This window comes from Paenibacillus apiarius, assembly GCF_017052585.1.
Lineage (GTDB): Bacteria > Bacillota > Bacilli > Paenibacillales > Paenibacillaceae > Paenibacillus_B > Paenibacillus_B apiarius.
The window spans coordinates 1,141,489-1,166,890 of record NZ_JAFFHZ010000001.1 but is presented as its reverse complement, the minus strand read 5'-3'; the positions used below and the strand labels follow the sequence as shown (position 1 = coordinate 1,166,890).

Here is a 25,402-nt window from a genome sequence, read left to right as displayed (position 1 = left end):
TTATGTGAACTGCTCCGCCTCCGTAGAATGCGCATAGGCGGTCGTGGATGAAGTGCCGCCCGAGATGGCCTGCGCCACTTCGTCGAAATAGCCTGTGCCGACCTCGCGCTGATGCTTCACCGCTTCGTAGCCGAACGGCTCCAAGGCGAATTCGGCCTGCTGCAGCTCCGAGTAAGCGGCCATGCCGCGCTCCTTGTAGCCCTTCGCCAGCTCGAACATGCTGTAATTGAGCGCATGGAAGCCGGCCAGCGTCACGAACTGGAACTTGTAGCCCATCCGTCCAAGCTCGCGCTGGAAGCCAGCGATCGCCTTGTCGTCCAATTTCTTCTTCCAGTTGAAGGAGGGCGAGCAATTATAAGCGAGCAGCTTGCCTGGATATTTGGCATGTATCGCTTCAGCGAAGCGCCGCGCTTCGTCCATGTCCGGCTCGGATGTCTCGCACCAGACGAGGTCCGCATAAGGCGCATAGGCAAGGCCGCGCGCGATCGCCTGATCGAGCCCCGCACGCGTATAGTAAAAGCCCTCAGGCGAACGCTGCCCCGTCAGGAACGGCTGGTCGTACGGGTCGGCGTCGCTTGTCATCAACTGGGCCGCGTTGGCGTCGGTGCGTGCGATGATAAGGGTGTCGGTGCCCATGACGTCGGCGGCCAAGCGGGCGGCAATCAAGTGGCGGATGGCCTGCTGCGTCGGCAGCAGCACTTTGCCGCCGAGATGCCCGCACTTCTTCTCCGAAGATAATTGATCTTCGAAGTGAACGCCGGCCGCACCGGCTTCAATCATCGCCTTCATCAGCTCGAATACGTTCAGCGTCCCGCCGAAGCCCGCCTCGGCATCGGCCACGATCGGGGCGAAGAAGTAGGTGCCGTCCTTGCCTTCGGCATGTTGAATCTGGTCGGCCCGCTGCAGAGCCTGATTAATCCGCTTCACGACCTGCGGCACGCTGTTCGCCGGATATAGGCTCTGGTCGGGATACATGTGTCCCGACAGGTTCGCATCCGCCGCCACTTGCCAGCCGCTCAAGTATATGGCCTGCAAGCCGGCCTTGACCTGCTGCACCGCTTGGTTCCCCGTCAACGCGCCAAGCGCATGCACGTAATCTTCGTTATGCAGCAGATGCCACAGCCGCTCGGCCCCCATCTGCGCCAGCGTATGCGTCACCTGCACGGAACCGCGCAGCCGAACGACCTCTGCAGCCGAATAAGAGCGGGTGATGCCTTTCCAGCGTTCCATTTTCCATTTTTTCTCCAATTGTTGAATCGCATGCCTTTCCGTCATAGCAGCCATCTCCTCACATTCAATGATTTCATCCCAACAGTTCATAGCCCGTCACCGTCAAAAACTCGCTGCAAGTTTCTTCGCTTACCAAATCCGTAAACAGCCGCTTTGCCTCCGCAAATCGGCGGCTTTCAAATACAGCCTTGCCAAGCTGGGCTTCAATCGCGCCCAATTCTTCCTCCGTCAGCTTCAGGACAAGCTCAAGCGTTATGTCGGTGCCGTCCGCAAGCCGGCCTTCCGGATGCCGGATCCATTGCCATACTTGAGTGCGGGAAATTTCGGCCGTGGCCGCGTCCTCCATCAGGTTGAAGATCGGCACGGCGCCGTAACCCCGCAGCCATGCTTCGATATACTGCAGGCCGACGCTGATGTTCGTCCGCAGCCCCTGTTCGGTAATCGTTCCTTCCGGAATGGCCAGCAGGTCTTCGGTCGTCGCATGGACGTCTTCACGCTTGTTGTCCAGTTGGTTCGGACCCTTCATCCGCTCGTCGAACACTTCCAGCGCAATCGACACGAGTCCCGGATGGGCTACCCATGTGCCGTCGTGGCCGTCGCTTGCTTCGCGCAGCTTGTCGGCGCGGACCTGCTCCATCGCCTTCGCGTTGGCTGCGGCGTCGTGCCGGATCGGAATCTGGGCCGCCATGCCGCCCATGGCGTGCGCGCCGCGTTTGTGGCACGTGCGGATGACGTGCTGCGTATATGCCCGCATGAACGGCACCGTCATTGTCACTTGGGACCGATCGGGGAGCAGCGCGTGCCGATGGCGGTTCAGCCGCTTGATGAAGCTGAAGATGTAGTCCCAGCGGCCGCAGTTCAAGCCAGCGCTGTGCTCCCGCAGCTCATATAGAATTTCGTCGGCTTCGAAGGTGGCGAGTATCGTCTCGATGAGAACCGTCGCTTTAATGGTCCCTTGGGGGATGCCCAGTTCTTGTTGGGCGAACACGAACACATCGTTCCACAGCCGCGCTTCGAGGTGAGATTCCAGCTTCGGCAGATAGAAATAAGGGCCGGAGCCATTCTGGATGAGGGCTTGCGCATTATGGTAGAAATAAAGGCCAAAGTCGACGAGGCTGCCGGCGGCGTTCTCTCCGCCGATGCGGATGTGCTTCTCCTCCAAGTGCCAGCCGCGGGGACGGATGAGCAGGAACGCCGTCCGCTCGTTCAAGCGGTATGATTTGCCCTCCGGGCTTGTGTAAGAGATGGTGCGCCGGATGGCGTCGCGCATGTTGATTTGGCCGCGGATGGTGTTCTCCCACGTCGGGGAGTTGGCGTCTTCGAAGTCGGCCATGAAGCCCTTGGCGCCGGAGTTGAGCGCATTGATGACCATCTTCGCGTCCCCGGAAGGGCCGGTTATCTCCACCCGCCGATCCTGCAGGTCAGCCGGCACGGATGCGACCGTCCAGCCGCCGTCGCGGATGTGCTTCGTCTCCTCCAGAAAGTGGGGCAGATCGCCCGCATCCAGACGGCGCTGCCGTTCGGCGCGGACGGCAAGCAGCTCGCGTCTGCGCGGATTGAACCGCTCGTGTAGCTTCCCGAGGAAGGCGAGCGCTTCCGGCGTCAAAATATCCGCGAACGGTTCCGGCATCGGGCCAAGTACGACAATATCCTTGCAATCGCGTGATGACGTTTTTGTCATGATCGGTTACCTCCCTCTGCTGAAGCTTGGGCTCAAATAGACGGCTTGCAAAATGTCCGCAATCGAGTCCTGCTCGTTGAATTCATAGTCCAAGCTGCCGCTCCCGTTGCAGCGAAAGCAAGGCGTGTAGCCGTGCCCCTGGCATGTGCGGCATTCGCCGCTTTCCCCCTGATTCCCTTTGCCGTCGCATTTCAAGCATTCCATCTCTCCGTTGCCATGGCAGTAGTAGCAGTCCATTTCAATCGCCTCCTGATAATGATGATTCCTGTTATAATACAGTTTTTTAAATCTTTAATCTGTATTATAACAGGACTTCCGAAAATGAAAAGCCCCTTTTTTTAAAAATTTTCCATCCGTTTGCGAATAATCTCATTAAACAACATGTTCGTGTCATGGCGATAAAATATTTATAATTGCGCATAATGAATGACGGGAGGGCATGTAATCGCGTACCCGGACGCAGTTTTTTGCGATTTTTGGTTCATAAGTCCATGCTCGGTTTATTTATAAGTTATGCTTATGTTTACCTGTGAAAATAAGATTTTGCGTTCTAACGCAGGTGGAGGAAACAAGCATAAACATTTACATAGAGAAATAGTTATGAAATAATAAACATAAGTAGTTTCAATGTATGGAACAATGTTCTATTAATTTAATTTATAAAAGAGGTGAACGGTGCATGATTGAATTTCAACGCGTGAAAAAGGTATACGACGATGGCTTCCAAGCCTTGAAAGAGATTAACCTTGAGTTCAAGAAAGGCGAACTCACCGTTCTTATCGGTCCGAGCGGGTGCGGTAAGTCCACGACCATGAAAATGATTAATCGTTTAATGACCCCTTCGAGCGGTAAAATCCTCATCAACGGCAAAAATGTGTCCGAGCAGAATCCGGTTGAACTACGGCGCAATATCGGCTACGTCATTCAGAACATCGGTTTGTTTCCTCATATGACTATTGGCAAGAACGTTGCCGTAGTGCCTCACTTGAAAAAATGGGATAAAGCCAAAGTCGATCAGCGTGTAGATGAATTGCTGCGATTAGTCAATTTGGATCCAGAGGTATACCGGGATCGCTATCCATCGGAGTTAAGCGGCGGACAGCAGCAGCGTATTGGAGTAGCCCGCGCCTTCGCCGCCGACCCGGACGTCATCCTGATGGATGAACCGTTCAGCGCGCTGGACCCGATTAGCCGCGAACAACTGCAGGATGAGTTGATTCGCCTTCAGGAAGAGCTGAATAAGACGATTGTGTTCGTGACGCATGACATGGACGAAGCGATCAAAATCGCGGATACGATCGTGCTGATGAAAGATGGAGAAGTGATCCAGACCGGTTCTCCGGAACGAATTCTCCGTCACCCCGCGAACGACTTCGTGCGCGCCTTTATCGGCCAGAAGCGAATGGACAGCGGGACGAGCATCGACATTCCGACGGTCGACGAAGTTACGGTGCCGAATCCGGTAACGATTTTTCCGAACCGCGGTCTGGCAGAAGCGATCAAAATGATGGAGCGGCGCAAGGTCGACTCGCTGTTTATCGTGGATCGGCAGCATATGCTGCAAGGTATCGTATCCATCTATAACGTGTTGGACCAATACGGCGAAGAGAACAAGACGGTGAAGGACGTCATGAAGCCGATCGGATATTTGGTTCGTCCGGGCACGCCGCTGCCTGACGCCGTGAAGATGATGAGCGAGCATCGTTTGACGAATTTGGCAATCGTCGATGAGACGGGCAAGTTCGTGGGACTGATTACACGGGGGAGTGTCGTCAAGCATTTGTCGGAAGTATATCCGTCCATTGTAGACAGCGTAACGAATACGTTCGGAGAGGAGGCGTAACGAATGAATGCATTCTGGTCCTTTTTGCAGGAGCGAGGCGCGGACATTGCTGTTGCTCTGCGGGATCATTTGACGATATCGGCTGTGGCTGTATTGTTCGGATGTCTCGTCGCGATACCGCTTGGCATCGCGCTTGTATATAACCGTTTCAACTGGTTGAATAGCATCGTATTTTTCTTGGCGAATCTGCTGCAGACGGTGCCCAGCTTGGCTTTATTGGCTATTCTCATCCCGCTGATGGGCATCGGCATGAAGCCTGCCATCATCGCGTTGTTCCTGTATTCCATCATGCCGATACTGCGCAATACGTACGACGGCTTTGAATCGGTCGACCGCGGCGTGCTGGAGTCGGCGCGGGGAATGGGGTACGGCACGCTTCAACGCATCATACAGATCCAGCTTCCGCTCGCGCTGCCGTATATTATGTCCGGCATCCGCGTCACTACTGTCTATATCATCAGTTGGGCTACGCTTGCAGCGCTGATTGGCGCCGGGGGCCTGGGACAGCTTATCGTGTCGGGGCTGGGCGTGAACAAGCCGGAATTGATCGTGACTGGCGCTTTGGGAGCGATTGTGCTGGCATTCTTGATTGACGGTTTGCTCGGATGGTTGGAAAGAGTACTGACACGCCGTTTCGGACGGACGAGCAGCATTGCGGCATAATGCCGTACGCGAACGGGGTGTGCAGTCGGTGCAGCGAACGGATTGGCTTAGTAGAGGAGGATACGGTATGAAACGATGGAAACGGCTTGCCGGCATGACCTCGGTCATGTTGGCGTTCATGATGCTGATGTCTTCGTGCGGCTTTGACAATCGCATTGTCATCGGAGCCCAGACTTTCTCGGAAGCGAAGATTTTGGCAGAGATGTACAAGGCGCTGATTGAGGACCGGACCGATTTGAAAGCAAAGGTGCTGCCAGATCTGGCGGCAAGCCCGGTCGTTATTAACGCGATGAAGAAAAATGAACTGCAAATGGCGACGCTTTACACTGGAGAAATTTTCAACAATCATTTCCCGGTAAAAGATACGAAGGATCGGGAGGAAGTGCTCAAGCAAGCCAAAGCAGGCTTTGATCAATATTTCGGTTTCAAGTGGTACGACCCGCTCGGCTTTGAAAATACGTACGCCTTCACCATTCGCGAGGATTTGGCGAAGGATAAGGGTTATCAAACGATTTCCGATACGGCCAGAGATGCGGGCAGTCTTCGTCTAGGTGTCGATACGACTTGGCTGGAGCGCGATACGGACGGATACAGGGGCTTTCAGAACACTTACGGCTTCAAATTCGGACAGGAATTTCCGATGGAATTAAGCCTCGTCTACGCGGCGGTGGCGAACAAGCAGGTCGATATCGTGCTGGCATACTCCACCGATTCCCGGCTGAAAGCTTTTAACTTGACGACGATTAAAGACGATAAGCAGTTTTTTCCTCCGTATGACGCATCCACGGTCGTGCGCAAGGATCTGCTGGAGAAATATCCGGAATTGGACGAAGTCATCGGATTGTTAATCGGCAAGTTCGATGAAAAGACAATGATAGACTTGAACTATCAAGTAGATATTGAGAAGAAAAGCGAACGTGAAGTGGCCGTCAATTATTTGAAAGAAACCGGTCTGCTCCAGAAGTAACGAAAGGAGGCGCAACATGGGCGATTATCAATGGACTATTGCTGATTTGCTGTCTTATATGGGACGGAATGCGGATTTATTATGGGAGTATTTTGTTACACACGTTATCATGGTGCTGGCTGGCGTCGGATTGGCATTTGTCATCGGCGTTCCGCTGGGCGTGCTCTGTTCCCGCAACGAAAGGTCGGCCAGATTCATTCTGGCCGTGACCAGCACGCTGCAAGTCATTCCCAGCTTGGCGCTGCTCGTCCTGCTGATGCTGGCGTTCGGACTCGGCACGACGACGGTCGTGGTTGGCTTGTTGCTATATTCGCTCAATCCGATTGTCAGAAATACGTATGTCGGCCTGAAGCAGGTGAATGCAAGCTATGTAGAGGCGGGACGCGGTGTCGGCATGAGCCCGATCCAGCTGTTGTTTAAAGTCCGGTTCCCGCTGGCGCTCACCTATATGCTGACAGGACTGCGAATTGCCGCGGTCATCGCAATCGGGGTGGCGACGATAGCTCCGCTTGTCGGCGGCGACGGATTGGGCCGGGAGATTTATTCCGGACTGAACGGGCAAAATCCGCTGCGCATTTATGCCGGCGCCATTCCGGCGGCATTGCTCGCCATTGTCTCGGATATCGTGCTGGGCGCGCTGCAGCGCAAGCTGAACTTGTCCGAGCGCAAGTCAAGCAAGAACGCATCCAAGAAAGAGCCGTCCGCATCACCGACGGCATAATTGCAAATTCAAGCGCGGGAAACAAACCGCAACTCCGAAAGTTGATTGCGTCACATTGACTTTCGGCTTTTTTTGCCTTTTCCCATATGTCAATATTGACACTGTATCATGAGGGGAGTAAACTTTATTAGCAAGACGTTTCATGTCATTTCTTACATTAATTATTGCATTGTATCTTTTATTTTATAGACAGAAAGTAGTGATGGATGGAATGGGAGAAGGAGAAAAGACGATATCGAATAGCACCTTCTGGAGTATTATGTTTGCTATATTCTTCGGCAACTTTTTGGCGGTATTAAGCACGAATACGATTAATATCGCTCTTCCCGTCTTAATGAAGCACTTTCACACCGACCTGCTCACGATTCAATGGGTGTTAACCGGCTTTATGTTGGCTACAGGGATTATTGCGCCTGCAGTCGCTTATTTCGGCAACAGATTCAGCACGAAGCGGCTGTATCTTGTCGCATTGGGCGGTTTTGTCATATGCTCCGTGCTGTGCGCGCTATCCTGGAGCGAGTCCAGTCTGATCGCATTCCGCGTCTTGCAGGGCGCCTTCAGCGGCATTATCATGCCGACGACGATGACGATTGTCTATCAGGTCATCCCGAAGGAACGCCAAGCGTTGGGGATCAGCCTATGGAGCTTGTCGGCCATGGTAGCGCCTGCTGTCGGACCGACATTGGCCGGCTGGATCGTTCATGTGGGCGATTGGCATTGGCTGTTCTGGATTAACGTGCCGATTGGCCTTATTGCGATGGCGGCGGTAATCCGCTTTATTCCGATGTACCGCATCAGCGAGCAAACGTCGTTTGACCGCATCGGCTTCGTGAGCGTCATGCTGGGCAGCTTGTCCTTGCTGCTTGCGTTCGGGAACGGAGCGCGATGGGGATGGGCCTCGTGGCAGACGCTTGGTCTAATCGGCGCGGGTATCCTCATCATTGCGCTCTTTGTCCGCCGATCCTTGAAGATGGAACAGCCGTTGCTGGACTTCCGGGTATTCCTTCATATGCGGTATACATTCAGCATGCTGCTTGTGTCTATCCTGACAATCAGCTTATATGCAGGGGCTTTGCTGACACCGCTCTTTTTGCAAAATGTTCAAGGGGCTTCGACGCTTACTTCCGGTCTCGTGCTGCTTCCGGCCTCTGCCTTGATGGCTGTTATTATTCCGTTTACGGGCCGCTGGTATAACCGATTTGGTCCGGTGAAGCTCATTTTTGCCGGACTGTTGCTTATGGGCTTCGCCACGTATGAGATGAGCCGCCTGCACGTCAATACGCCGCACGGTTACATTACGTTCTGGATGGCAGTGCGCAACGTCGGCATCGCGCTTGCGAATACGCCGGCGATGAATGCGGGGATGTCGGCCATTCCGCGGGAATTGTCCGGTTACGGTTCTTCCATTAACAGTTGGCTGCGGCAGGGCTTGGCCTCCTTGTCCATCGGTCTGTTCAGCTCGCTGCTCGCGGCGCGGACCATCACCCATCTGGCTGAATTGAAGGGGAGCATTTCGGATCCGGTGCTGCTGCAAAATGCAGCGTACACGCTAAGCATCAACGATATTAACTTTATTAGTGTCATCATGACACTGCTCGGCTTGCCGCTAGTATACTTTCTCAGCAGAACGCCGAACCGCAACCACCCGATGGAGCTGCAGAAATCCGGAGCCTCGGCGAGCGCTTCCTCCTGAGCTGGCCATTACGGCCGGCTTTTTTATTTGCAAGCGTCTTGGGAATCATAGCCTCGCCTCTTTCCTGTAGAGAGGAAGGTACGTCCATTTAGCTATTGCTTCACTATCCCTCTTATTCAGAATGCTCGCCTTCCTTTTCAAAGGGGAATATGTTATGTTGTCGTCTTTCGTATAATAACTCTTAGGTCCATTCAAGGTGTTTGTTTTAACGTTGTAACGTATTAATAATCCTAATTAAAATGAGGCTGTCCCGATGGACCTAGTCCTGATATGCTCCCCTTACGGTAGACAGGTGAAATAATAAAGCCTGTGTAAGGGGAGCTTTTTTATGCCTAATAAAAAATATGATGCGTCAGAGAAACTCGTTATCATTGGTGAAATCGAAAGTGGCGAAATTGGTGTTAAGGCTGCAGTTAAGAAATACGGTATCAGCAAAACGACTTTGGTGAAATGGCGTCGTCGTTACAAGGTGTATGGTTATGAGGGGTTAGAAAAACAAAACCATAATCGAAGTTATAGTGCTGAGCTTAAGCTCCAAGCGGTGAAGGATTACATAGAGGGAGGATTGTCCCAATATCAGATCATCGATAAATACAAGATTGCAAGTAGAACGCAGCTTTCCAACTGGATTAAGGAGTATAATCGTCATAGCAGCTTAAAAGCTTATTCAGGAGGAGCGAAAGCAATGACGAAGGGGCGTTCAACGACTTGGCAGGAACGGATCGATATTGTGCAATACTGTCTTGCTCATCAGCATGACTACCGTAAGACAGCGGACCATTTTCAGGTCTCCTACCAGCAAGTCTACCAATGGGTGAAGAAGTTTGAAGAGGGCGGTCATGATGCGTTAAAGGATGGTCGGGGAAGAAAGAAAGCGCCGGAGGAATTAACAGAGGCCGATCGTCAAAAACTCGAGATGAAAAAGATGGAATATGAAATCGAGTGGCTTCGGGCGGAGAATGCATTTCTAAAAAAGTTACGGGAATTCCAAAGGAGGCGAAGCTAAGCCAATACCGTCAAGAGAACGTCTATCTTGCTATTCAAGCGCTTCAGGAAGAAGCGTTGTTCAGCGTTCAGCTTCTGTGTGAAATTGCAGGCATTTCACGTTCAAGCTATTACAAGTGGCTAAATCGCAAGCCCAGTTCGCATGAGCAGGAAAATGCAGAACTGACGCATGTCATGATGTCCATTTATGAGAAAGCCGAGCGTACCTTTGGATACCGTCAATTGACGTTGCACATGCGCCGCCAAACGGGAAAAACGATTAACCAAAAGCGCGTGTACCGGCTGATGAAGATACAAGGAATTCAATCCGTCATCCGGAGGAAGAAAAAGAGATATGCGAGATCCACTCCACAGCAGGTGGCGGAGAACGTGCTGAACCGCAAATTCACGGCAGATGCGCCAAATGAAAAGTGGGTTACGGATGTGACGGAATTCAAGTACGGCAATGGCCAAAAAGCGTATCTAAGCGCTATTCTCGACCTTCATGATAAATCCATCGTCTCCTATGTATTCGGGCGTTCCAATAACAATCCTCTTGTATTTCAGACGTTGAAACGGGCCTTGCAAGAAGCACCAAGAAGCAAGCCCATGCTTCATAGCGACCGGGGTTTCCAATATACCTCTCTGGACTTCAAGAAGCTCTTGGACGACAACAAAATGACTCAGAGTATGTCCCGTGTTGGACGATGTATCGATAACGGTCCAATGGAATCTTTCTGGGGAACTCTAAAATGTGAGAAGTATTATTTACACACCTATCATACCTTTGAGGAGCTCGAGAGGGACATCCAGGCCTACATCCACTTTTACAATTACGAACGATTACAAGCAAAACTAAACGGCCTCAGTCCGATGGAATTCAGGACCAAAGCCGCTTAATTAATTTTTATTTTTTGTACTGTCTACTTGACGGGGTGCAGTTCATCCATGGGACAGCCTCTCTTATTTTTGTAAGAAGCGAATTAATCCTACTGCTAACAGTACACCCCCAAATATACGGTAGGTTGCTGTATACGCTTTAAAATGAGCCATCAAATCCTCAGTATTTACACTTCCACCCATCATCGTTACAAACTTGCTTGCTTGATTATCGCCCATCTTTGTGCTATTTAATAAAAAATAAGCACCTACTATCACGCATATTATAGAAAGTATTTTAAGGATGATACCTTTATTCTTATCCGGCTTGCTTCCCTCCTAAATTATCCCCAACCTAAATTGGTATATTTTGGACCGTATAAACAAAGTTAATCTTACCATTTTTAAAATTGATTCTCAAATCAAACGATTTCTTCATCAGTCCTCCATACGAGCTATAATAAGTTTCGTCAGCTTCCGCTGGTTCCCTTTTCGCACTTCGACCAATAAATCCATAAACAATATCGATAGCAGCTCGTCAGTCGTCATTTCGAATGAACCTGAATGCATGGTCAAGTCATGCAGGAATACTTCACCTCGCAGGGCAAGCGCTCACTTTATTACTAATGGATATGATATCCATTTGATCCGTATTCATATGTTTTTCAAAATCAGCTTCACATTTCTTTCGAGCTCTATCCGTTTTTCATCAATCTTTGGATCATGCCCTCAACATCAAATGAATTTTCGTACCTCCTGCATTGGTACCGTCAGCAATCTGCGCGCTATGCGAAGGTGTATGGCGGCGACAGACCTGTGCCTGCCGTCGCGTTCTTCCATATTCCATTGATGGAATACCATCAAGTATAGGCGTTCGAATGTATGTTGGACAGCGGGGAGAGCCCATCTGTTTACTGCCGCTCAACAGCGGGATGTTCAAAGCGATGGTGGAGCAGGGGGATGTGATGGGCCCTTTATCGGCCATGATCACGTGAATGATTTTATGGGTGAGCTCCGTGGCATCAAGCTGGCCTATGGGCGCAACGCGGATATACGGGAGTGCCGCTCGAGCCCGGCGCGCGCATCGTGCGCCTCTATGCTGGAGAGCGCCGCTTCGACTCGTGAGATTCGCCTAGAGAGCGGAGGGCCATTATGGAGCAGCCGCATCAATCCATCAGCCGGAGCGCGTCTGATGGATCGATGCGGCTGCGCGACGCCTGCGCTATTTCCCAAACAGGCGCTCATTCGTGTCAGTCGTGGAGCCGGCCAGCCGCTTCGTGAAGGTGGCGCGCCAGCTGGCGGACAGCGCTTCGACGTCCAGGAGGAGTCGAAGACCCTCCTCGCCGTCACGGCGGTGGTGCATGACCTCGTTCGCGTATTGAATCGATACAGCGGCAGGGTCCTGTGTCAGCCGGACCAGCATTCCGTCAGGCTGAACGAGGCCAGGCTCAAGCACGCGGAAATACAGCCCAGTGTAACCCGTGTCCTGCATCCATACGGGTACTTCCGGCATCTTGTAGCGGGCGGCCAGCTTGAAGCAAGGCTGGCGCGGCTGCGTCACCTGCACGACCGCTCCGCCGGCTTGAAAGATGTCGCCGATGTGGACGTCCTCTTCAATCAGGCCTTCCGTCGTGAGATTCTCGCCGAATGCCGCCGCCGGAAGTTCGCGCTGCCATCTTGCCTCCCGGTAGGCATAGTGCTCTTGCGCATAGACGCAGACCGCTTTATCGGGTCCGCCGTGATGCTTCGTGTCGGCCTGTCCATCGCCGTCGAACCCGAGCGGGTGAAGGTATGTCGGCACGGCGACCGGGAGCTTCACCATGCCCGAAAGGACCGGCTTCCCGTTATGTTCCAGGCAATGGTGCGGCAGAGCGACGTTCAATGACTTGATCTTGATGTTCAAGGTATCTACCTCCAAAATGTTTCCTTTTAGATCGCGCTTAGAGGATTTTATTTCCTGCGTGAAGAATACAATAGAAGTACATGCCCGCAGCGTTCATGCAACAGGGGCTATTAGCAGTATAGTGCATTTAGACCAATCTTAATAGACTGACAGGGTGATGAACATGTCACATGATGCGAGGCGCGACCAAGGCCCCTCTCGCACGATGAACGACGTCATCGTATTTCATTCGGAACAAGAGCTGGAGGCTCACCTGCCTTGTAAAATGTACAAAGTGGATCAATCGGGCGGAAGCATCTGGGATCATACGCATGATTACATACAAATATGGTATGTGCTGAAAGGCGAATTCAAACACACGATTAATCGCCGGACGTACAATATGGTTAAGGGCAATCTGTTTGTCATACCGCCGTTTGCCGTGCACCGCGTCGAAATGATCACGGGTCAGGATATGGAAGTAATCGGCTGCGAGTTTCTGCCTCATTTTATTAACGAGCGTTTCGAGAGAGCGGATTGGAGCAAGGACTGCTTCGATTTCTCTTATTTGGAGCAGTTTCTTACCGACGAGAAAGAGGTTACGCCGAAGGTGGCGCTCACGGGCGAGGCGGATATGGAGGTCAGCCGTCTGCTTGAGGAAATGCTGGAGGAGTACCGCCAATCGAGGCGTTATTTTGAGCTTGTCCTTAAAGCCAACCTGCTGAAGCTGCTGTCCGTCATTATTCGCGAATATACGAAATTGGCCGATAGGCCTAATGAGGAAGACGACCGCGTGGAGAAATACCGCGATTTGATGACCTCGGTGACGGAGTACATTCATGCGCATTTTGCGGAAGAGCTGCGGCTTGAGCGTCTGTGCCGGCAGTTTAGTTTGTCGAAGACGTATTTTTGCTACTTGTTCAAACGGTTCACAGGCAAGACCTTCAACGATTATTTGATTGATTTGCGCGTGCGCAAGGCAGCGGAATGGCTTGTGGAAACTGACATGTCCGTGACGGATATTTGCTTCGGCGCGGGCTTCAATGATTTGGCTTATTTTTCGCGCATGTTCAAGCGGCATGCAGGCGTATCCCCTTCGCAATACAAGAAGAAGGCGCCGCCGATTAACGGACTGGGCCAGCCGTAGGAAGCGCATTTGCCATACATGGGGAGGCAGCGCTTGACGCCGCATCTCTTCATTTAGTATGATTGGGATATTATGCAATAAGGGGAGAACTTGATGTTGGTTAGCGTTCTTAACTAATCAATTCCATATCGAGGTTAAGTTGACGATTGCAATGAAGCGTCATAGCTGACGTTTATTTTTCTACGCCGTTAATGAGCCTCTGGATTTAGTTAAGAACAGCGGATATCATCCAACGCCCGAGATCTCGCCTCCATACGAGCCGACTCCGTGCTGTTTTTCAGCACGTTTTTTTGTTTACCCAAGCTTGCAACGGTACGGCATGCCCTTCCCGAGAAGGTCAGATGTATCGTTCCAGCATGTCGGCACGTATGTCAAAGGCAAGTATTACGACAGGCAGAGAATGCGATCTACGCATTTCTTCTGCCTTTTTTTATTTTTCACTAAACTTTAAAAGGAGCTAAAACAATGAATAACACAATGCTGCAGCGTTTGGAGTACGAAAGAATCAAAGAGCGCGTTATGGAAAACGCCCTCTCCTATTTGGGCAGACAGCACGTCGAGAAGATGGAGCCGATGACGGATTTGAACGAAATACGAAAGGCGCTCGACGAAACGGCGGAAGCGCACGCTCTGCTCTTGCAGGGGGCCAGCGTGCCGCTGCCGTCTTTGCAAGGAATCGAGCCGGTACTGTCCTTGCTCGGAACCGGATATGTATTCAGCGAGTCTGACTTTACGCATACCCTGTTGTTTTTGCGCAGCTGTGCCCAGCTTAGAAGGTATATGATCGCCAAAAGCGAGATTGCTCCGACGGTGAGCGGGTATGCGGCAGCCATGCATGATCTGGATAAGCTGAAATCCGAAATTGAACGTTGCATTCACAATGGACGGGTCGCTGACGAGGCAAGCAAGGATTTAAGCAAAATCCGCAAAAAGCTTGCCGCCGTTGAAAGCCGCATCAAGTCCAAGATCGAAGCTTTAATGAGCAGATACCGCACGCTGCTGCAGGAAAACCTGGTCAGTATGCGAGGCGGGCGTTATGTGCTCCCGATTAAGAAGGAGTTCCGCAAGCAATTCAAAGGCAGCACGCTGGACGAATCGGCGAGCGGTCAGACCGTATATATGGAACCGGTCGAAATTGCGCATCTGCAGCATGAGCAGGCGGGATTGAGAGCGGACGAAGCGAGGGAAGAGGCCAAGGTGCTGAGCGAGCTGTCCGGCCTCATGGAGCAGTATGCCCGCGAACTGAGATTGAATGTGGAGACGGTCGGCACGTATGATTATTTGTTCGCCAAAGCAAAGTACAGCCTTGCCATCGGCGGCCGCAACGTAGGGCTGAACACGGAAGGCGTCATCGACATTCGCGGGGGCAAGCACCCGCTGCTCGGACGCAATACCGTGCCGCTCTCGTTCCGTATTGGACGCATGTATCGGACGTTGATTATTACCGGACCGAATACCGGCGGCAAGACGGTAGCCTTGAAGACGGTGGGGCTGCTCACGTTAATGGTTCAATCCGGCCTGCTGGTTCCCGTGGAGGAGCGAAGCACATTTGCCGTGTTCAAGCATGTAGCGGCAGACATCGGAGACGGACAGAGCATCGAGCAATCGCTCAGCACCTTTTCCGCGCATGTCAAAAATATAATCGACATGCTGAGCTATGCGGACGATTCAACGCTTATACTCATCGACGAAATGGCATCGGGGACCGATCCGGGGGAAGGCGTCGCGCTGTCAATCGCGATATTGGAAGAATTGCATCGCAGAGGGACGACCGTCATGGTTACGACGCACTTCAATGAAATTAAAAATTATGCTGCGCTTGCCCCGGGATTCGAAAACGCCCGCATGGAGTTCGATGCCGCCACGCTGCAGCCGCTTTATCAGCTGCGCATCGGAGAAGCGGGACACAGCTACGCGTTCCTCATCGCGCAGAAGCTGGGCATCTCTCCCGCCATCATTGCCCGCTCGGAGGAAATTACGGCAGGCAGGAAGGAGCTTGGAGCTTCTGCACTGCCTGCAGAAGGCGGCCTCACCGAAGGGCAAGAGAAGCAGCCATTTGGTGAGGCCGGAGCGAAGCCCGATGGCGGCAGTTGGCAAGCGGGCCCAATCCAGCCGTCTCAAGCCGCGATGGGCGCGGGAGCAATATCTGCTGCTGAGCGGCCATATGCGGAACCCATGATGGCGGAAGTGGCGGACTACCTCGACGGAGTGGCTATCGCGGAGCCTGGTTCCTCAACCTTGACGAATCAACCCTCCATTGCCGACGTGCCGAAGGAGCAAGCCGAGGAGCCGCCGGCTGTCATCGTTCCCGCCGACAAGCGTTTCGAAATCGGCGACAGCGTATACGTTTCCTCTCTGAATCGGGCGGGCACCGTCTGCGAAGAAGAGGATTCCAAGGGCAATGTCGGTGTGTTCATAGAAAAGCAGCGCATCAAAATCAACAAAAAGAGCCTTCAGCATGATTCAGGAGCCGGAACAACGGCAAAGGGCCCGAAGTGAATGCAGTTCGAGCATTGATTGTTGAAATCTCCAACCGACCGGGGTGAAGATTATCCATGCAGGCTTCCATATTATAATCATATGAAAAACGAATAATGTAAATATTTTTCATATACTATTTTTCGTGGTAGCATAAAGGAAAATCCCGATAACGAAGGGGGAGTAGCCTCATGCTGCGCGCGATGGCTCTGGCATTGTCGATGTTGCTGTTCACAGGCTGTGCCAGTGCTCCAGACAAGAATCGATCCGGGGTTCAATCTCAAGCAGATGCGGACCAAGATCGCAACGCCGGCCGAAAGCATGAGCAGAACAGGGATGGCAAGCCGAACAAGGACCTCGGCGGAGAGGATGTGCCAGCATTGAACGATGCTTTGCTAAGTGCGGCCAAGGAGGGGAAAACGGCAGAAGTGCTCCGGCATATCGCGGGCGGTGCCGACGCAAATGCGCAGGATGGCAGCGGCCGGACCCCGGCCTTGCTGGCCACGATCGGCAATTACCCGGAAACGGTCAAGACGCTGATCGAAAAAGGCGCTGATATTAACATTCAGGCTCATAACAAGGACAATCCATACTTGTATGCGGGAGCTGAGGGATTGTTCGACATTCTGAAGCTGACGATTGAGGCGGGAGCGGATACGAAGCTGACGAACCGCTTCGGCGGGACGGCGCTCATTCCGGCGGCAGAGCATGCGCATTTGGACGTTATCGAGTACTTGCTGACGGAGTCCGATGTGGATGTCAACCATGTGAACAATCTTGGCTGGACCGCCTTGATGGAAGCGATCGTGCTCGGCAGCGGCGGGAAGGAGCATCAACAGGCGGTGAAGCTTCTCATCGGGAATGGAGCGGATGTGAACATTCCGGACAGCCATGGGGTGACAGCGTTGGCCCATGCATGTGACCGGGGCTTCGAGGAAATTGCCAATATGCTGGAGCAAGCCGGCGGCAAGGAAGTGCGATAACCGACAAGGGGGAAAATCATCATGAATGCTGCGACATGTGCGACATATTGGTTGATTAATGTCAACTTGGAAACAGGCTTCCATAAGGAACAAGGACGCATCTTAGGAACAGAGACGGCGCTTCATCATTTGCGCGTCGAGGAGGGCATTATCGCTGTCATCGAACCGGCAGGCCGCTTGCCTCAGGATGGCCTTCCGCAGATCGATGCGAAGGGGCTCCTTATGCTGCCGGCCTTCCGGGAAATGCATATCCATCTTGACAAGACCTATTACGGCGGGCCTTGGAAGGCCGTCCAGCCGGCCGCGAGCATCTTTGATCGGCTGGCGGAGGAACGTGAGCTGCTGCCGAAGCAGTTGGCTACGCTCAAGGAGCGTGCAGCCGCGCTGCTGGATCTGATTATCGATCATGGCGCGACTCATGTCCGAACCCATACGAACGTAGATCCGGTCATCGAGACTAAGAATATGGAACTTACGTTGGAAGTGCTGGAGGAATATAAGGGCAAGTTGACGGCGGAATCGGTTGCCTTCCCGCAGCACGGGCTTCTCAAGTCCGCTTCCGTCGATCGGGTGAAGGAGGCGATTCGTCTGGGCGCGACTCATGTAGGCGCGGTCGACCCGGCGGCCGTCGATGACAATGTCGAGAAGTCGCTCGGGGCGCTGATGGATATCGCAGTGGAGTTTGATGCGGGTATCGACCTTCACCTCCATGAGCGCAACCAGTTGGGCCTATATACGATGAACAAGCTGGCCGATATGACGGAGCAGGCCGGTTGGCAGGGGAGGGTAACCGTCAGTCATGCGTTCGGCTTCGCGGGCATGGCCAATGCGCAAGGGACGGAATTGGCGGAGCGATTCGCGAAGCTTGGTATTTCTGTTGCCTCAACCGTGCCAATCGGGTCAGTGAACATGCCGATACCGATGCTCTGCGGCAAGGGGGTTCGGGTCGAATTGGGCAATGACAGCATCACCGACCACTGGTCTCCGTTCGGTACGGGGGATATGCTGCAGAAGGCGAAGCTGGCGGCGGAGCTGTATCATTACGTCGATGAGTTCACGCTGTCCCGCGTCCTCGGCCTCATTACGGGCGGCGTAACGCCGCTCGATGACACCGGCAAGCAGGTGTGGCCGGCGTCCGGCGCTCCGGCTGATGCGGTGTTCGTCGAAGCAAGCTGCTCGGCAGAGGCCGTAGCCCGCTGCTCGAAGCGTCCGGCCGTTCTGTTCCAGGGCCGGATCGTGGCAGGAGAGCTGCCGCGCGCTTAATCGCCCATTCGTTAGTGGTGCGGCGCTTCCGGTATAGAAATATAAGATCTGTGTGCCGTAAAGAGGTTATGATCCTTCCGAGAATGTTATTCGAATGGTCATAACCTCTTTGTCTTCTCCGCGATCCGGCCAATTCAGGCGCTGCCTTCGGACAGACTTGTTTCATTTGTGTAAGAAAGTCCAACAATTGTGGAATATAGTGCAATGTGAGCGGGGTGTACTTACCTATAATGAAGAGGAGAGATTACACTATACATGTAACCGCTTGCATTTGTGCGGAAAAACAGCAAGTTTGAACAACAACGAAATGGAGTGAGCCACGGTGAAATTAGGAGTCAGTATTTACAGCTTGCATGCCGCGTTGCATCAGAAAAGGATGAGCGTGTTTGAAGCGATGGAATGGCTGAAAGAACAAGGTGCGGACCATGCGGAGATCGTGGATTTGGACTTTGATATGGTGAACCGTCCGGAATTCGCCGATCAGCTGCGCGAGAAGGCAGAGCAGATTGGTTTGGAACTGTCCAACTACTGCATCGGCGCCAATTTCGCCGGTCTGAACGGTGAAGCGCTGCAGCGCGAGATCGATCGCGTGAAGGCGCACGTGGATGTCGCGAATCGGTTGGGAGTGACACGGATGCGCCATGACGTGGCGTCGCGTCCCCATGGCGAGACCGGAACCGCATACTTCGAACAGGATTTTCCTCAGCTTGTGGAAGCGTGCCGCCAAATCGCCGATTACGCCGCAACCTACGGCATCATTACAAGCGTGGAGAATCATGGCTTCTATACACAAGCGAGCGAGCGCGTGAAACGCCTTGTGCTTGCTGTCAATCGGGACAATTTCCGCACGACGATGGATGTGGGCAACTTCGTCTGCGTGGATGAGAACCCGCTTATCGCCGTGCGCAACAACATTGAAGCGGCATCCATGGTTCACTTGAAGGATTTCTATATTCGCCCTGCGGACCGTAATCCGGGCCAAGGCTGGTTCAAGTCGCTGCATGGCAATTATTTGCGCGGCGCGATTGTCGGCCAAGGGGATTTGCCGATGTACGATATTGTGCGCGCGGTAAAGGCTGCGGGCTTCGACGGTTATGTCAGCATCGAATTTGAAGGCATGGAAGATTGTCTGACAGGCACGAAGATTGCGATGGACAACGCACGCCGCATCTGGGATGAAGTTTAATTGCATGTTTCATATATAGGGAGGATGGATAAGTGATGAGTAAAGTAAAAGTAGCGGTAGTAGGCGCCGGATCGATATCTGAAATGCATTTTGGCGGTTATGAGAAGAACGGCGAAGCCGAAATCGTGGCGGTCTGCGACCTGAATGCAGAACGCGCGAAAGAGAAGGCCGTCAGATTCGGCGCGCCTGAGGCGGCTATCTACACGGACTATAAGGAATTGGTCGCCGATTCGAATGTTGATGCAATCAGCATCTGTACATGGAACAATTCCCATGCTCCGATTGCGATTGCCGCACTGGAAGCGGGCAAGCATGTGCTGGTGGAGAAGCCGTTGTGCATGACCGTGGAAGAGGCGCTGGCCGTACAGGAAGCGCAGAAGAAGAGCGGCAAGACGCTGCAGGTAGGATATGTGCGCCGTTATGGCACGAACACCCGCGTGTTGAAGAAATTTATCGATGATGGCGACTTGGGCCAAATTTATTACGCGAAAGCTTCCTGCTTGCGCCGGCTAGGCAACCCGGGCGGATGGTTCAGCGACAAAGAGCGCTCGGGCGGCGGACCGTTGATCGATTTGGGCGTGCACGTCATCGACCTGTGCTGGTACCTCATGGGCAAGCCGAAGGTGAAGTCGGTTAGCGGCAATACGTACAATCTGCTCGGCAATCGGAATCATATTGAAAATTTATCGTTCTATAAAGCATCCGATTATGATGCCAATGTGAATACGGTCGAAGATATGGCGAATGCGCTCATTCGCTTCGAGAACGGCGCTTCTCTTGCCGTCGATGTCAGCTTCTCCCTGCATTTGAAGCAGGATGAGCTTAACGTCAAGCTGTTCGGCGACAAGGGCGGAGCGGAAGTGGAGCCGGAGCTGCTCATTCTCGGAGAGAAGCATAATACGATTTTGAACATGAGCCCGCAGATTGACCATCTGAGCTTCGACTTCAACCGCGGATTCCAAAATGAGGTTGATCACTTCATAGATTGCTGCCTCGGCCGCACGGAGACATTGTGCCCGGCAGAGGACGGAGTGGAAATGATGAAGATGCTGTGCGGCATTTACGAATCCAGCGCCAAAGGAAGGGAAATCGTATACTCTTAGCAGCAGGTGCGAGCGGGAAGGGATGGCAGGGGGATTGCGCGAGGGATTGGCTGCGCGCGTTCTAGAACACAACATGCCCATGAATTGCCGGAGCGTAACTTGGGTCCTGCTTCTGCTCAGCGATCATAGTAGGCCATCATTACATTAAGGAGTGGTAACCGTGACAAAAATTACGAATCCAATCGGTGTCATTACAGACAGCTTTCGCCTCCCGGTGCGTGAAGCGCTGGTGAAAGCGAAAGAAGTCGGCGCGGACGGCGTGCAAATCTATGCCGTCAAGGGCGAGATGGACCCGGCCAATTTATCGCAAGCGGAACGCAAGGAATTACGCAGTTATATCGATTCGCTTGGATTGCACATTTCCGCGCTTGTAGGTGATTTGGGCGGCCACGGCTTCCAAGATAAACAGGTGAACCCGGAAAAAGTGGAGAAGTCGAAGCGCATTCTCGATCTCGCGCTTGATCTGGGCACCAATGTGGTCACGACTCATATCGGGATCGTTCCGCATGAACAAAATGAGATATTTTACACGATGCAGCAGGCTTGCGAGGAGTTAAGCCAATATGCCAACAGCTTGGGCGCGCACTTCGCTATTGAGACGGGGCCAGAGCCTTCTGCTCATCTGAAGTCGTTCCTCGATACATTGACAGGCACGGGGGTAGCCGTCAACTTCGACCCGGCCAACATGGTCATGGTAACCGGGGATGACCCGGTTCAAGGCGTGTACACCTTGAAGGACTATATCGTTCACACTCATGTCAAAGACGGCGTTCGTCTGCGCGAGGTCGATCCGCGCGATGTATACGGCATGCTCGGATATGAGCCGATGACGCATGAGAAGATTGCCGAAATGGCAACGTCCGGCCCATTCAAGGAAGTTCCGCTTGGCGAAGGCAAGGTTGACTTCGACGCGTATTTCCAAGCACTCGCAGACATCGGGTACAAAGGCTACTTGACGATTGAGCGCGAGGTCGGCAATACGCCTGAAACGGATATTCGCAAAGCGGTGGAATTCATTAAAAGCTATAGATAAGACCAATAGAAAGGACGGCGGTTCTAAGACTGCCGTCCTTCTTCCATGTCTGAGGCGTCATCGCTCGCCGCGCCGGACAACAGGCGCTGCATGGCAGCCTTCTCCTTCTGTCCCAACGCATGGCCGATTACGTTGACATATCCGCCGACCGTGGTCATTTTTCCTTCGTATCGCGTAAAATATTGCTGCCATACGGCATCCAGCGCTTCCGTTCCCGTTTGCCGCACCCATTCCGTCATCACCGCCGCGCCTTTGACGCGGTACAGTTCAAGCGCACCCTCATCCAGCTGGATGCTGGAGGTCGTCACCGGCTGGCCGGATAGCGCAGCCGGGGATACTTGCTTCCAAGGCGCTCCCTGGCTTTCGTGCCGAAAATATTGAACGGCAAATTCAGATAATCCTTCTTCCAAAAATGCATCGGTGGCCGCGTTATTGCCGATGGAGGACGAGAACCACTGCTTCGCTATGGAACGGAGCGTATCATCCGTGACGACTGCGTCAGCGTCACTCGCATCAGTCCGGGCGTCTCCAAGCTTGCCGAATAGGATGACGCCGTCCAATCCCTCATTCATTTCCGGAAACGGAGCCTCGACGAATTTCCAATGCTTTACCGGCAGCTTTCCCAATTTGACACTGTAAAACGCTATGGCGTCCCCGACGATCGAGAACCATTTTTCTTGCGCTGCCGCAGAGATCTGCCTTTGCTTGAACGTGTAGAGCGACAATGTTCCGCCGCCTGTTAACGCATGTTTCGTTTCTTGATAGTCCGGGCTGGCATAAAAGACGAACTGGCGGATGCCGCGGGCCTGAGCGTGCACGATTTGCCTGTTCTGTTCCATGGTGCGCCCGACTTGGGTTCCATTCGTAATCAGGGCCCAATCAGCCGGGACATTCAGCTGGACATCATAATCGGCTGCATAGAAGAAGTCGCTTTTATAGCCAGGATAATTCGGGACCCGGTTCCAAGCGCGCCGTATCGGGTCATAGACGGCAAGCTGCGGCGTCCAATACGTTCCGCCAGCGTAACGCTCTGCATAGGACAAGCGTTGTGCCCCATAAGGCACTTGCACTTCATATTCGATGCGGATCGAGGCCGTTGCGCCGGGCGCCAAAGCTTTGCCAAGCTGGACAGTAAGCGCTTGGTTGGCATGGGTATATTCAAGCTTCTTGCCTTCTGCCGTCGTTACTTCCTTCGTCGTCACGCCGCCAAGGAAGACATCGTTGCCGCCACTCGCGTCATGCCGTCGTTCAAGCAGCAGCTGTTCGTTGCGCTGTCTATATTGAATGGGCTGGAGCTCCGGCTTGCGGTAGCTGTCGGCGAACCAATGAAAAACCAATTCCTGCAAGGCGCTGTCATGCGCATTGCGGAAAGTGACGTTGGCCGATGCCCGTATCGTATGCGTTTGTTCGTTCCAGGTCGCTCCGATAGCATATCGAATCGGGGAGGATGAAACCTCGGGATGCGAGGATTGGGCTTCGCTTTTATGTAACGCGCATCCGCCAAGCAAGCTTATCAGGATAAGCAGCAGGACGAGCATTATCCCATGCTTGCCGCCAGTGCGCGATGGATTTATTTGTATTTTTCTCATGATGGGGCCCCCTTCCGCCGATGAGATAAATAAGGCTTCCTGTTAAAGGTTGTTAAACATCTACATTTATTGTAGAAGAGGGCCGGCAGGGTCGCCTATCGATTTGACTTACGCGAGGCTTACAGTTTTGTCACGAAATAAGTCGAAAAAATAGGTCTAATGGTCTTAAGGAGGAATATGTTACTATAATTAATATGTGAATATGATCATATCCTTATATATTTTTTAAATCTAGAAAGGGATGAACAGCGTGATTCTTCGCAAACCAACGTTACCCCAAACCATTCATGATACAACGGTCGACGCATTGGATTCATTAAAGTCGAAGCTCCTATTTTTGCAAGTCACATCGCAAGACGTTGAATGTTTGCGCCGCTTGGCCCCGTACTTTGACAAGTATGCCGAAGCTATCACGGAGCGCCATTATGAACTGTTGTTCCGGCTTCCCGAAATGAAATCACTCATCGAACAACACAGCACACGAAAACGGTTGACAGAGACATTTATCATCTACTTGCGTTCGATTCCCCATATCGCATTCGATGAAGAGTATGTGCGCGCGAGAGAGAAAATCGGGCAGGTTCACAGCCGCATTCAATTGGAGCCGGAATGGTTTCTCGCTTCGTTTCTGCGCGTGTATGAATATCTCGTTCCGCTAATCGTCAAAGACTTTCGGGCGGATGACGCGGCACAGATGACGCTGGCGCTGCATCGGATTCTGATGCTGGATGCTCAGATCGTACTGGAAGCGTATCAGGCCGCTTATGAGTTTCGGATTATGGATTCGAACAGCCAGACGATGGAGATGCTCATTCAGATGGACGGCATCCATTCACTGCTGCAAGCGGCCGACAACTCGATTCAAGATGCGCTGCGCATTCAATCGGCTGCAGAGCAATTGACCTCTTCGATCGAAGAAGTTTCTTCCCAGACGACAGATGCAGCCGCAACGACCGATCGGATGGTTAACGCTTTGCAAGAGAACAAGGCGATAGTCGAACAGACGATTCAAGGCTTTGAGGAGATGACGGAGTTGTTCCGCGATACGAGAGATCGGTTCGAGCATTTGCAGCAGTCTGTACAGGACTTGTCCGACGTTGTGCAGTTGATCGACTCGGTAGCGGATCAGACGCATCTGCTGGCGCTGAACGCTTCCATAGAAGCGGCCCGTGCGGGCGAAGAAGGACGCGGCTTTGCCGTCGTGGCCGGAGAGGTCCGCAAGCTGTCGGAGCAGACGAAACGCTCCGTTCACGATGTCTATGAAGTGATAGGCAACATTCAATCGCTGGCAACATCCGTTCAAGAGCGGACGAATCAGATGTCGGATCAGATGGACATCCAGCATGGCAAAAATAGAGGCGCGTTTGAGCAATTGGAACAAATGATGTACTCCGTAAACGAGGTCGGATTAACCGAAGATACGATCGCGTCCATCGTCGAACAGCAAGCAGCGGCCACCCAAGAAATAACGAACAACATGGCAGGCATCGTCAAAAACACCGAAGCGGTCATGTCGCTGGCCCAGCAGACCGGCGGGCATATTTATACGACGAGCAAATCAGTCGAAGGCTTAAGACGAAGCTCCTTGGAATGGTTCAATCATATGAGTGACGCACAGTGGATTCGCATCATGAAGACGGATCATTTGCTATGGAAATGGTGGACCTACAATCGGTTGTTGGGCTACGATGATAGCGATCCTGAGTTGATGGAGAACTACAATCAATGCCGATTGGGCAAATGGATTCAAGCACAGCATGAACAGAAGTCGACTGCCCTGCTGCAAAGCCCGAAATTTCAAGCCTTGGTCGATCGGCACCGGGAAATGCATCTTTTGGCAGGCAAAGCGGCGCGTCAGGTTGATGAAGGACGGTTGGCAGATGCGATTGAAAGCTACAAGCAGCTGGATGACAGCTCGCAACAATTGCTGCAGCAGCTGGACGAATTGAAAGCATGGCTGGAGAGTGATTCAGCGGCTGCATCATCATAGCAGGGTTATTGTTGTAATCACTTACATTTACATGGGGTATATTCCCTTTTGCGCTGAGGCCATAGTGATTCAATGATAATTTGGAAA

The 25,402-nt window shown here is 52.7% G+C and carries 20 protein-coding genes; 15 read left to right on the top strand and 5 right to left on the bottom strand.

The features are described from left to right. Genes aceA through JSQ80_RS05340 form a run of 3 tightly spaced genes read right to left on the bottom strand, consistent with a single transcriptional unit; the run spans position 1 to position 3,148 of the window. The gene (aceA, locus tag JSQ80_RS05350) at positions 1-1,284 is read right to left on the bottom strand and encodes an isocitrate lyase (RefSeq protein ID WP_206097479.1); all 1,284 of its coding nucleotides are present in this window, start codon (positions 1,282-1,284) and stop codon (positions 1-3) included. Positions 1,285-1,303: 19 nt separating this feature from the next. Beyond that, entirely contained in the window at positions 1,304-2,911 is a 1,608-nt protein-coding gene (gene aceB, locus JSQ80_RS05345) for a malate synthase A (protein ID WP_206094622.1), read from the bottom strand. A 6-nt stretch (positions 2,912-2,917) separates the two neighbouring features. Beyond that, positions 2,918-3,148 carry a hypothetical protein gene (locus JSQ80_RS05340; protein ID WP_087435668.1) on the bottom strand — a complete coding sequence of 77 codons (231 nt, stop codon included), beginning with the start codon at positions 3,146-3,148 and terminating at the stop codon, positions 2,918-2,920. Positions 3,149-3,590: 442 nt separating this feature from the next. On the opposite strand from JSQ80_RS05340, the gene JSQ80_RS05335 reads away from it, so the two are divergent. The 7 genes from JSQ80_RS05335 to JSQ80_RS05305 all read left to right on the top strand — a co-directional run bounded on the left by JSQ80_RS05335 (position 3,591) and on the right by JSQ80_RS05305 (position 10,682). After that, complete coding sequence (locus JSQ80_RS05335) at positions 3,591-4,754, top strand: ABC transporter ATP-binding protein (protein ID WP_087435667.1); 1,164 nt, start codon at positions 3,591-3,593, stop codon at positions 4,752-4,754. Between the two features lie 3 nt (positions 4,755-4,757). Continuing rightward, complete coding sequence (locus tag JSQ80_RS05330) at positions 4,758-5,417, top strand: ABC transporter permease (protein WP_206094621.1); 660 nt, start codon at positions 4,758-4,760, stop codon at positions 5,415-5,417. A gap of 67 nt (positions 5,418-5,484) precedes the next feature. Continuing rightward, complete coding sequence (locus tag JSQ80_RS05325) at positions 5,485-6,384, top strand: glycine betaine ABC transporter substrate-binding protein (protein ID WP_206094620.1); 900 nt, start codon at positions 5,485-5,487, stop codon at positions 6,382-6,384. A gap of 16 nt (positions 6,385-6,400) precedes the next feature. Beyond that, complete coding sequence (locus JSQ80_RS05320; protein ID WP_206094619.1) at positions 6,401-7,105, top strand: ABC transporter permease; 705 nt, start codon at positions 6,401-6,403, stop codon at positions 7,103-7,105. Positions 7,106-7,364: 259 nt separating this feature from the next. Next, positions 7,365-8,798: an MDR family MFS transporter gene (locus JSQ80_RS05315; protein ID WP_206097478.1), complete on the top strand. Its 1,434-nt coding sequence runs from the start codon at positions 7,365-7,367 to the stop codon at positions 8,796-8,798. 328 nt (positions 8,799-9,126) lie between these two features. After that, on the top strand, positions 9,127-9,804 hold the full coding sequence (locus tag JSQ80_RS05310; protein ID WP_206094096.1) for a helix-turn-helix domain-containing protein: 678 nt from the start codon (positions 9,127-9,129) through the stop codon (positions 9,802-9,804). Continuing rightward, a complete protein-coding gene (locus JSQ80_RS05305; protein WP_206094618.1) occupies positions 9,741-10,682 on the top strand; it encodes an IS3 family transposase in 942 nt (313 codons plus the stop codon). The genes JSQ80_RS05310 and JSQ80_RS05305 overlap by 64 nt, the downstream gene beginning before the upstream one ends. A gap of 1,201 nt (positions 10,683-11,883) precedes the next feature. Here the strand turns inward: JSQ80_RS05305 and JSQ80_RS05300 are convergent. Further along, positions 11,884-12,564 (bottom strand): MOSC domain-containing protein, encoded by a 681-nt coding sequence (locus JSQ80_RS05300; protein ID WP_206094617.1) that lies wholly within the window; start codon positions 12,562-12,564, stop codon positions 11,884-11,886. Positions 12,565-12,727: 163 nt separating this feature from the next. On the opposite strand from JSQ80_RS05300, the gene JSQ80_RS05295 reads away from it, so the two are divergent. The 7 genes from JSQ80_RS05295 to JSQ80_RS05265 all read left to right on the top strand — a co-directional run bounded on the left by JSQ80_RS05295 (position 12,728) and on the right by JSQ80_RS05265 (position 21,736). Next, entirely contained in the window at positions 12,728-13,690 is a 963-nt protein-coding gene (locus tag JSQ80_RS05295; protein WP_206094616.1) for an AraC family transcriptional regulator, read from the top strand. A gap of 465 nt (positions 13,691-14,155) precedes the next feature. Next, positions 14,156-16,189, top strand: a complete 2,034-nt coding sequence (locus JSQ80_RS05290; RefSeq protein ID WP_206094615.1) for an endonuclease MutS2 — start codon at positions 14,156-14,158, stop codon at positions 16,187-16,189. 170 nt (positions 16,190-16,359) lie between these two features. After that, positions 16,360-17,151 carry an ankyrin repeat domain-containing protein gene (locus tag JSQ80_RS05285; protein ID WP_206094614.1) on the top strand — a complete coding sequence of 264 codons (792 nt, stop codon included), beginning with the start codon at positions 16,360-16,362 and terminating at the stop codon, positions 17,149-17,151. A 21-nt stretch (positions 17,152-17,172) separates the two neighbouring features. Continuing rightward, entirely contained in the window at positions 17,173-18,414 is a 1,242-nt protein-coding gene (locus tag JSQ80_RS05280) for an amidohydrolase (protein WP_206094613.1), read from the top strand. A gap of 322 nt (positions 18,415-18,736) precedes the next feature. Beyond that, complete coding sequence (locus JSQ80_RS05275) at positions 18,737-19,600, top strand: TIM barrel protein (RefSeq protein ID WP_206094612.1); 864 nt, start codon at positions 18,737-18,739, stop codon at positions 19,598-19,600. Positions 19,601-19,635: 35 nt separating this feature from the next. Next, entirely contained in the window at positions 19,636-20,703 is a 1,068-nt protein-coding gene (locus JSQ80_RS05270; protein ID WP_206094611.1) for a Gfo/Idh/MocA family protein, read from the top strand. A 160-nt stretch (positions 20,704-20,863) separates the two neighbouring features. Beyond that, a complete protein-coding gene (locus JSQ80_RS05265; protein WP_206094610.1) occupies positions 20,864-21,736 on the top strand; it encodes a TIM barrel protein in 873 nt (290 codons plus the stop codon). Between the two features lie 23 nt (positions 21,737-21,759). Here JSQ80_RS05265 and JSQ80_RS05260 read toward each other — a convergent pair whose 3' ends face one another. Beyond that, complete coding sequence (locus JSQ80_RS05260) at positions 21,760-23,325, bottom strand: gluzincin family metallopeptidase (protein ID WP_206094609.1); 1,566 nt, start codon at positions 23,323-23,325, stop codon at positions 21,760-21,762. A gap of 241 nt (positions 23,326-23,566) precedes the next feature. Between JSQ80_RS05260 and JSQ80_RS05255 the strand changes: the two genes are divergently transcribed. Continuing rightward, entirely contained in the window at positions 23,567-25,315 is a 1,749-nt protein-coding gene (locus JSQ80_RS05255) for a methyl-accepting chemotaxis protein (protein WP_206094608.1), read from the top strand. The last annotated feature ends 87 nt before the right edge of the window (positions 25,316-25,402 follow it).

Excerpts from the sequence above, each read along its gene's own strand:
- JSQ80_RS05295 (WP_206094616.1), top strand. The coding sequence starts at position 12,728 with ATGTCACATGATGCGAGGCGCGACCAAGGCCCCTCTCGCACGATGAAC.
- JSQ80_RS05310 (WP_206094096.1), top strand. The coding sequence starts at position 9,127 with ATGCCTAATAAAAAATATGATGCGTCAGAGAAACTCGTTATCATTGGT.
- JSQ80_RS05290 (WP_206094615.1), top strand. The coding sequence starts at position 14,156 with ATGAATAACACAATGCTGCAGCGTTTGGAGTACGAAAGAATCAAAGAG.
- JSQ80_RS05315 (WP_206097478.1), top strand. The coding sequence starts at position 7,365 with ATGTTTGCTATATTCTTCGGCAACTTTTTGGCGGTATTAAGCACGAAT.
- aceA (WP_206097479.1), bottom strand. The coding sequence starts at position 1,284 with ATGGCTGCTATGACGGAAAGGCATGCGATTCAACAATTGGAGAAAAAA.
- JSQ80_RS05270 (WP_206094611.1), top strand. The coding sequence starts at position 19,636 with ATGAGTAAAGTAAAAGTAGCGGTAGTAGGCGCCGGATCGATATCTGAA.
- JSQ80_RS05260 (WP_206094609.1), bottom strand. The coding sequence starts at position 23,325 with ATGAGAAAAATACAAATAAATCCATCGCGCACTGGCGGCAAGCATGGG.
- JSQ80_RS05320 (WP_206094619.1), top strand. The coding sequence starts at position 6,401 with ATGGGCGATTATCAATGGACTATTGCTGATTTGCTGTCTTATATGGGA.
- JSQ80_RS05340 (WP_087435668.1), bottom strand. The coding sequence starts at position 3,148 with ATGGACTGCTACTACTGCCATGGCAACGGAGAGATGGAATGCTTGAAA.
- JSQ80_RS05255 (WP_206094608.1), top strand. The coding sequence starts at position 23,567 with ATGAACAGCGTGATTCTTCGCAAACCAACGTTACCCCAAACCATTCAT.
- JSQ80_RS05285 (WP_206094614.1), top strand. The coding sequence starts at position 16,360 with ATGCTGCGCGCGATGGCTCTGGCATTGTCGATGTTGCTGTTCACAGGC.
- JSQ80_RS05280 (WP_206094613.1), top strand. The coding sequence starts at position 17,173 with ATGAATGCTGCGACATGTGCGACATATTGGTTGATTAATGTCAACTTG.
- JSQ80_RS05325 (WP_206094620.1), top strand. The coding sequence starts at position 5,485 with ATGAAACGATGGAAACGGCTTGCCGGCATGACCTCGGTCATGTTGGCG.
- aceB (WP_206094622.1), bottom strand. The coding sequence starts at position 2,911 with ATGACAAAAACGTCATCACGCGATTGCAAGGATATTGTCGTACTTGGC.
- JSQ80_RS05330 (WP_206094621.1), top strand. The coding sequence starts at position 4,758 with ATGAATGCATTCTGGTCCTTTTTGCAGGAGCGAGGCGCGGACATTGCT.
- JSQ80_RS05335 (WP_087435667.1), top strand. The coding sequence starts at position 3,591 with ATGATTGAATTTCAACGCGTGAAAAAGGTATACGACGATGGCTTCCAA.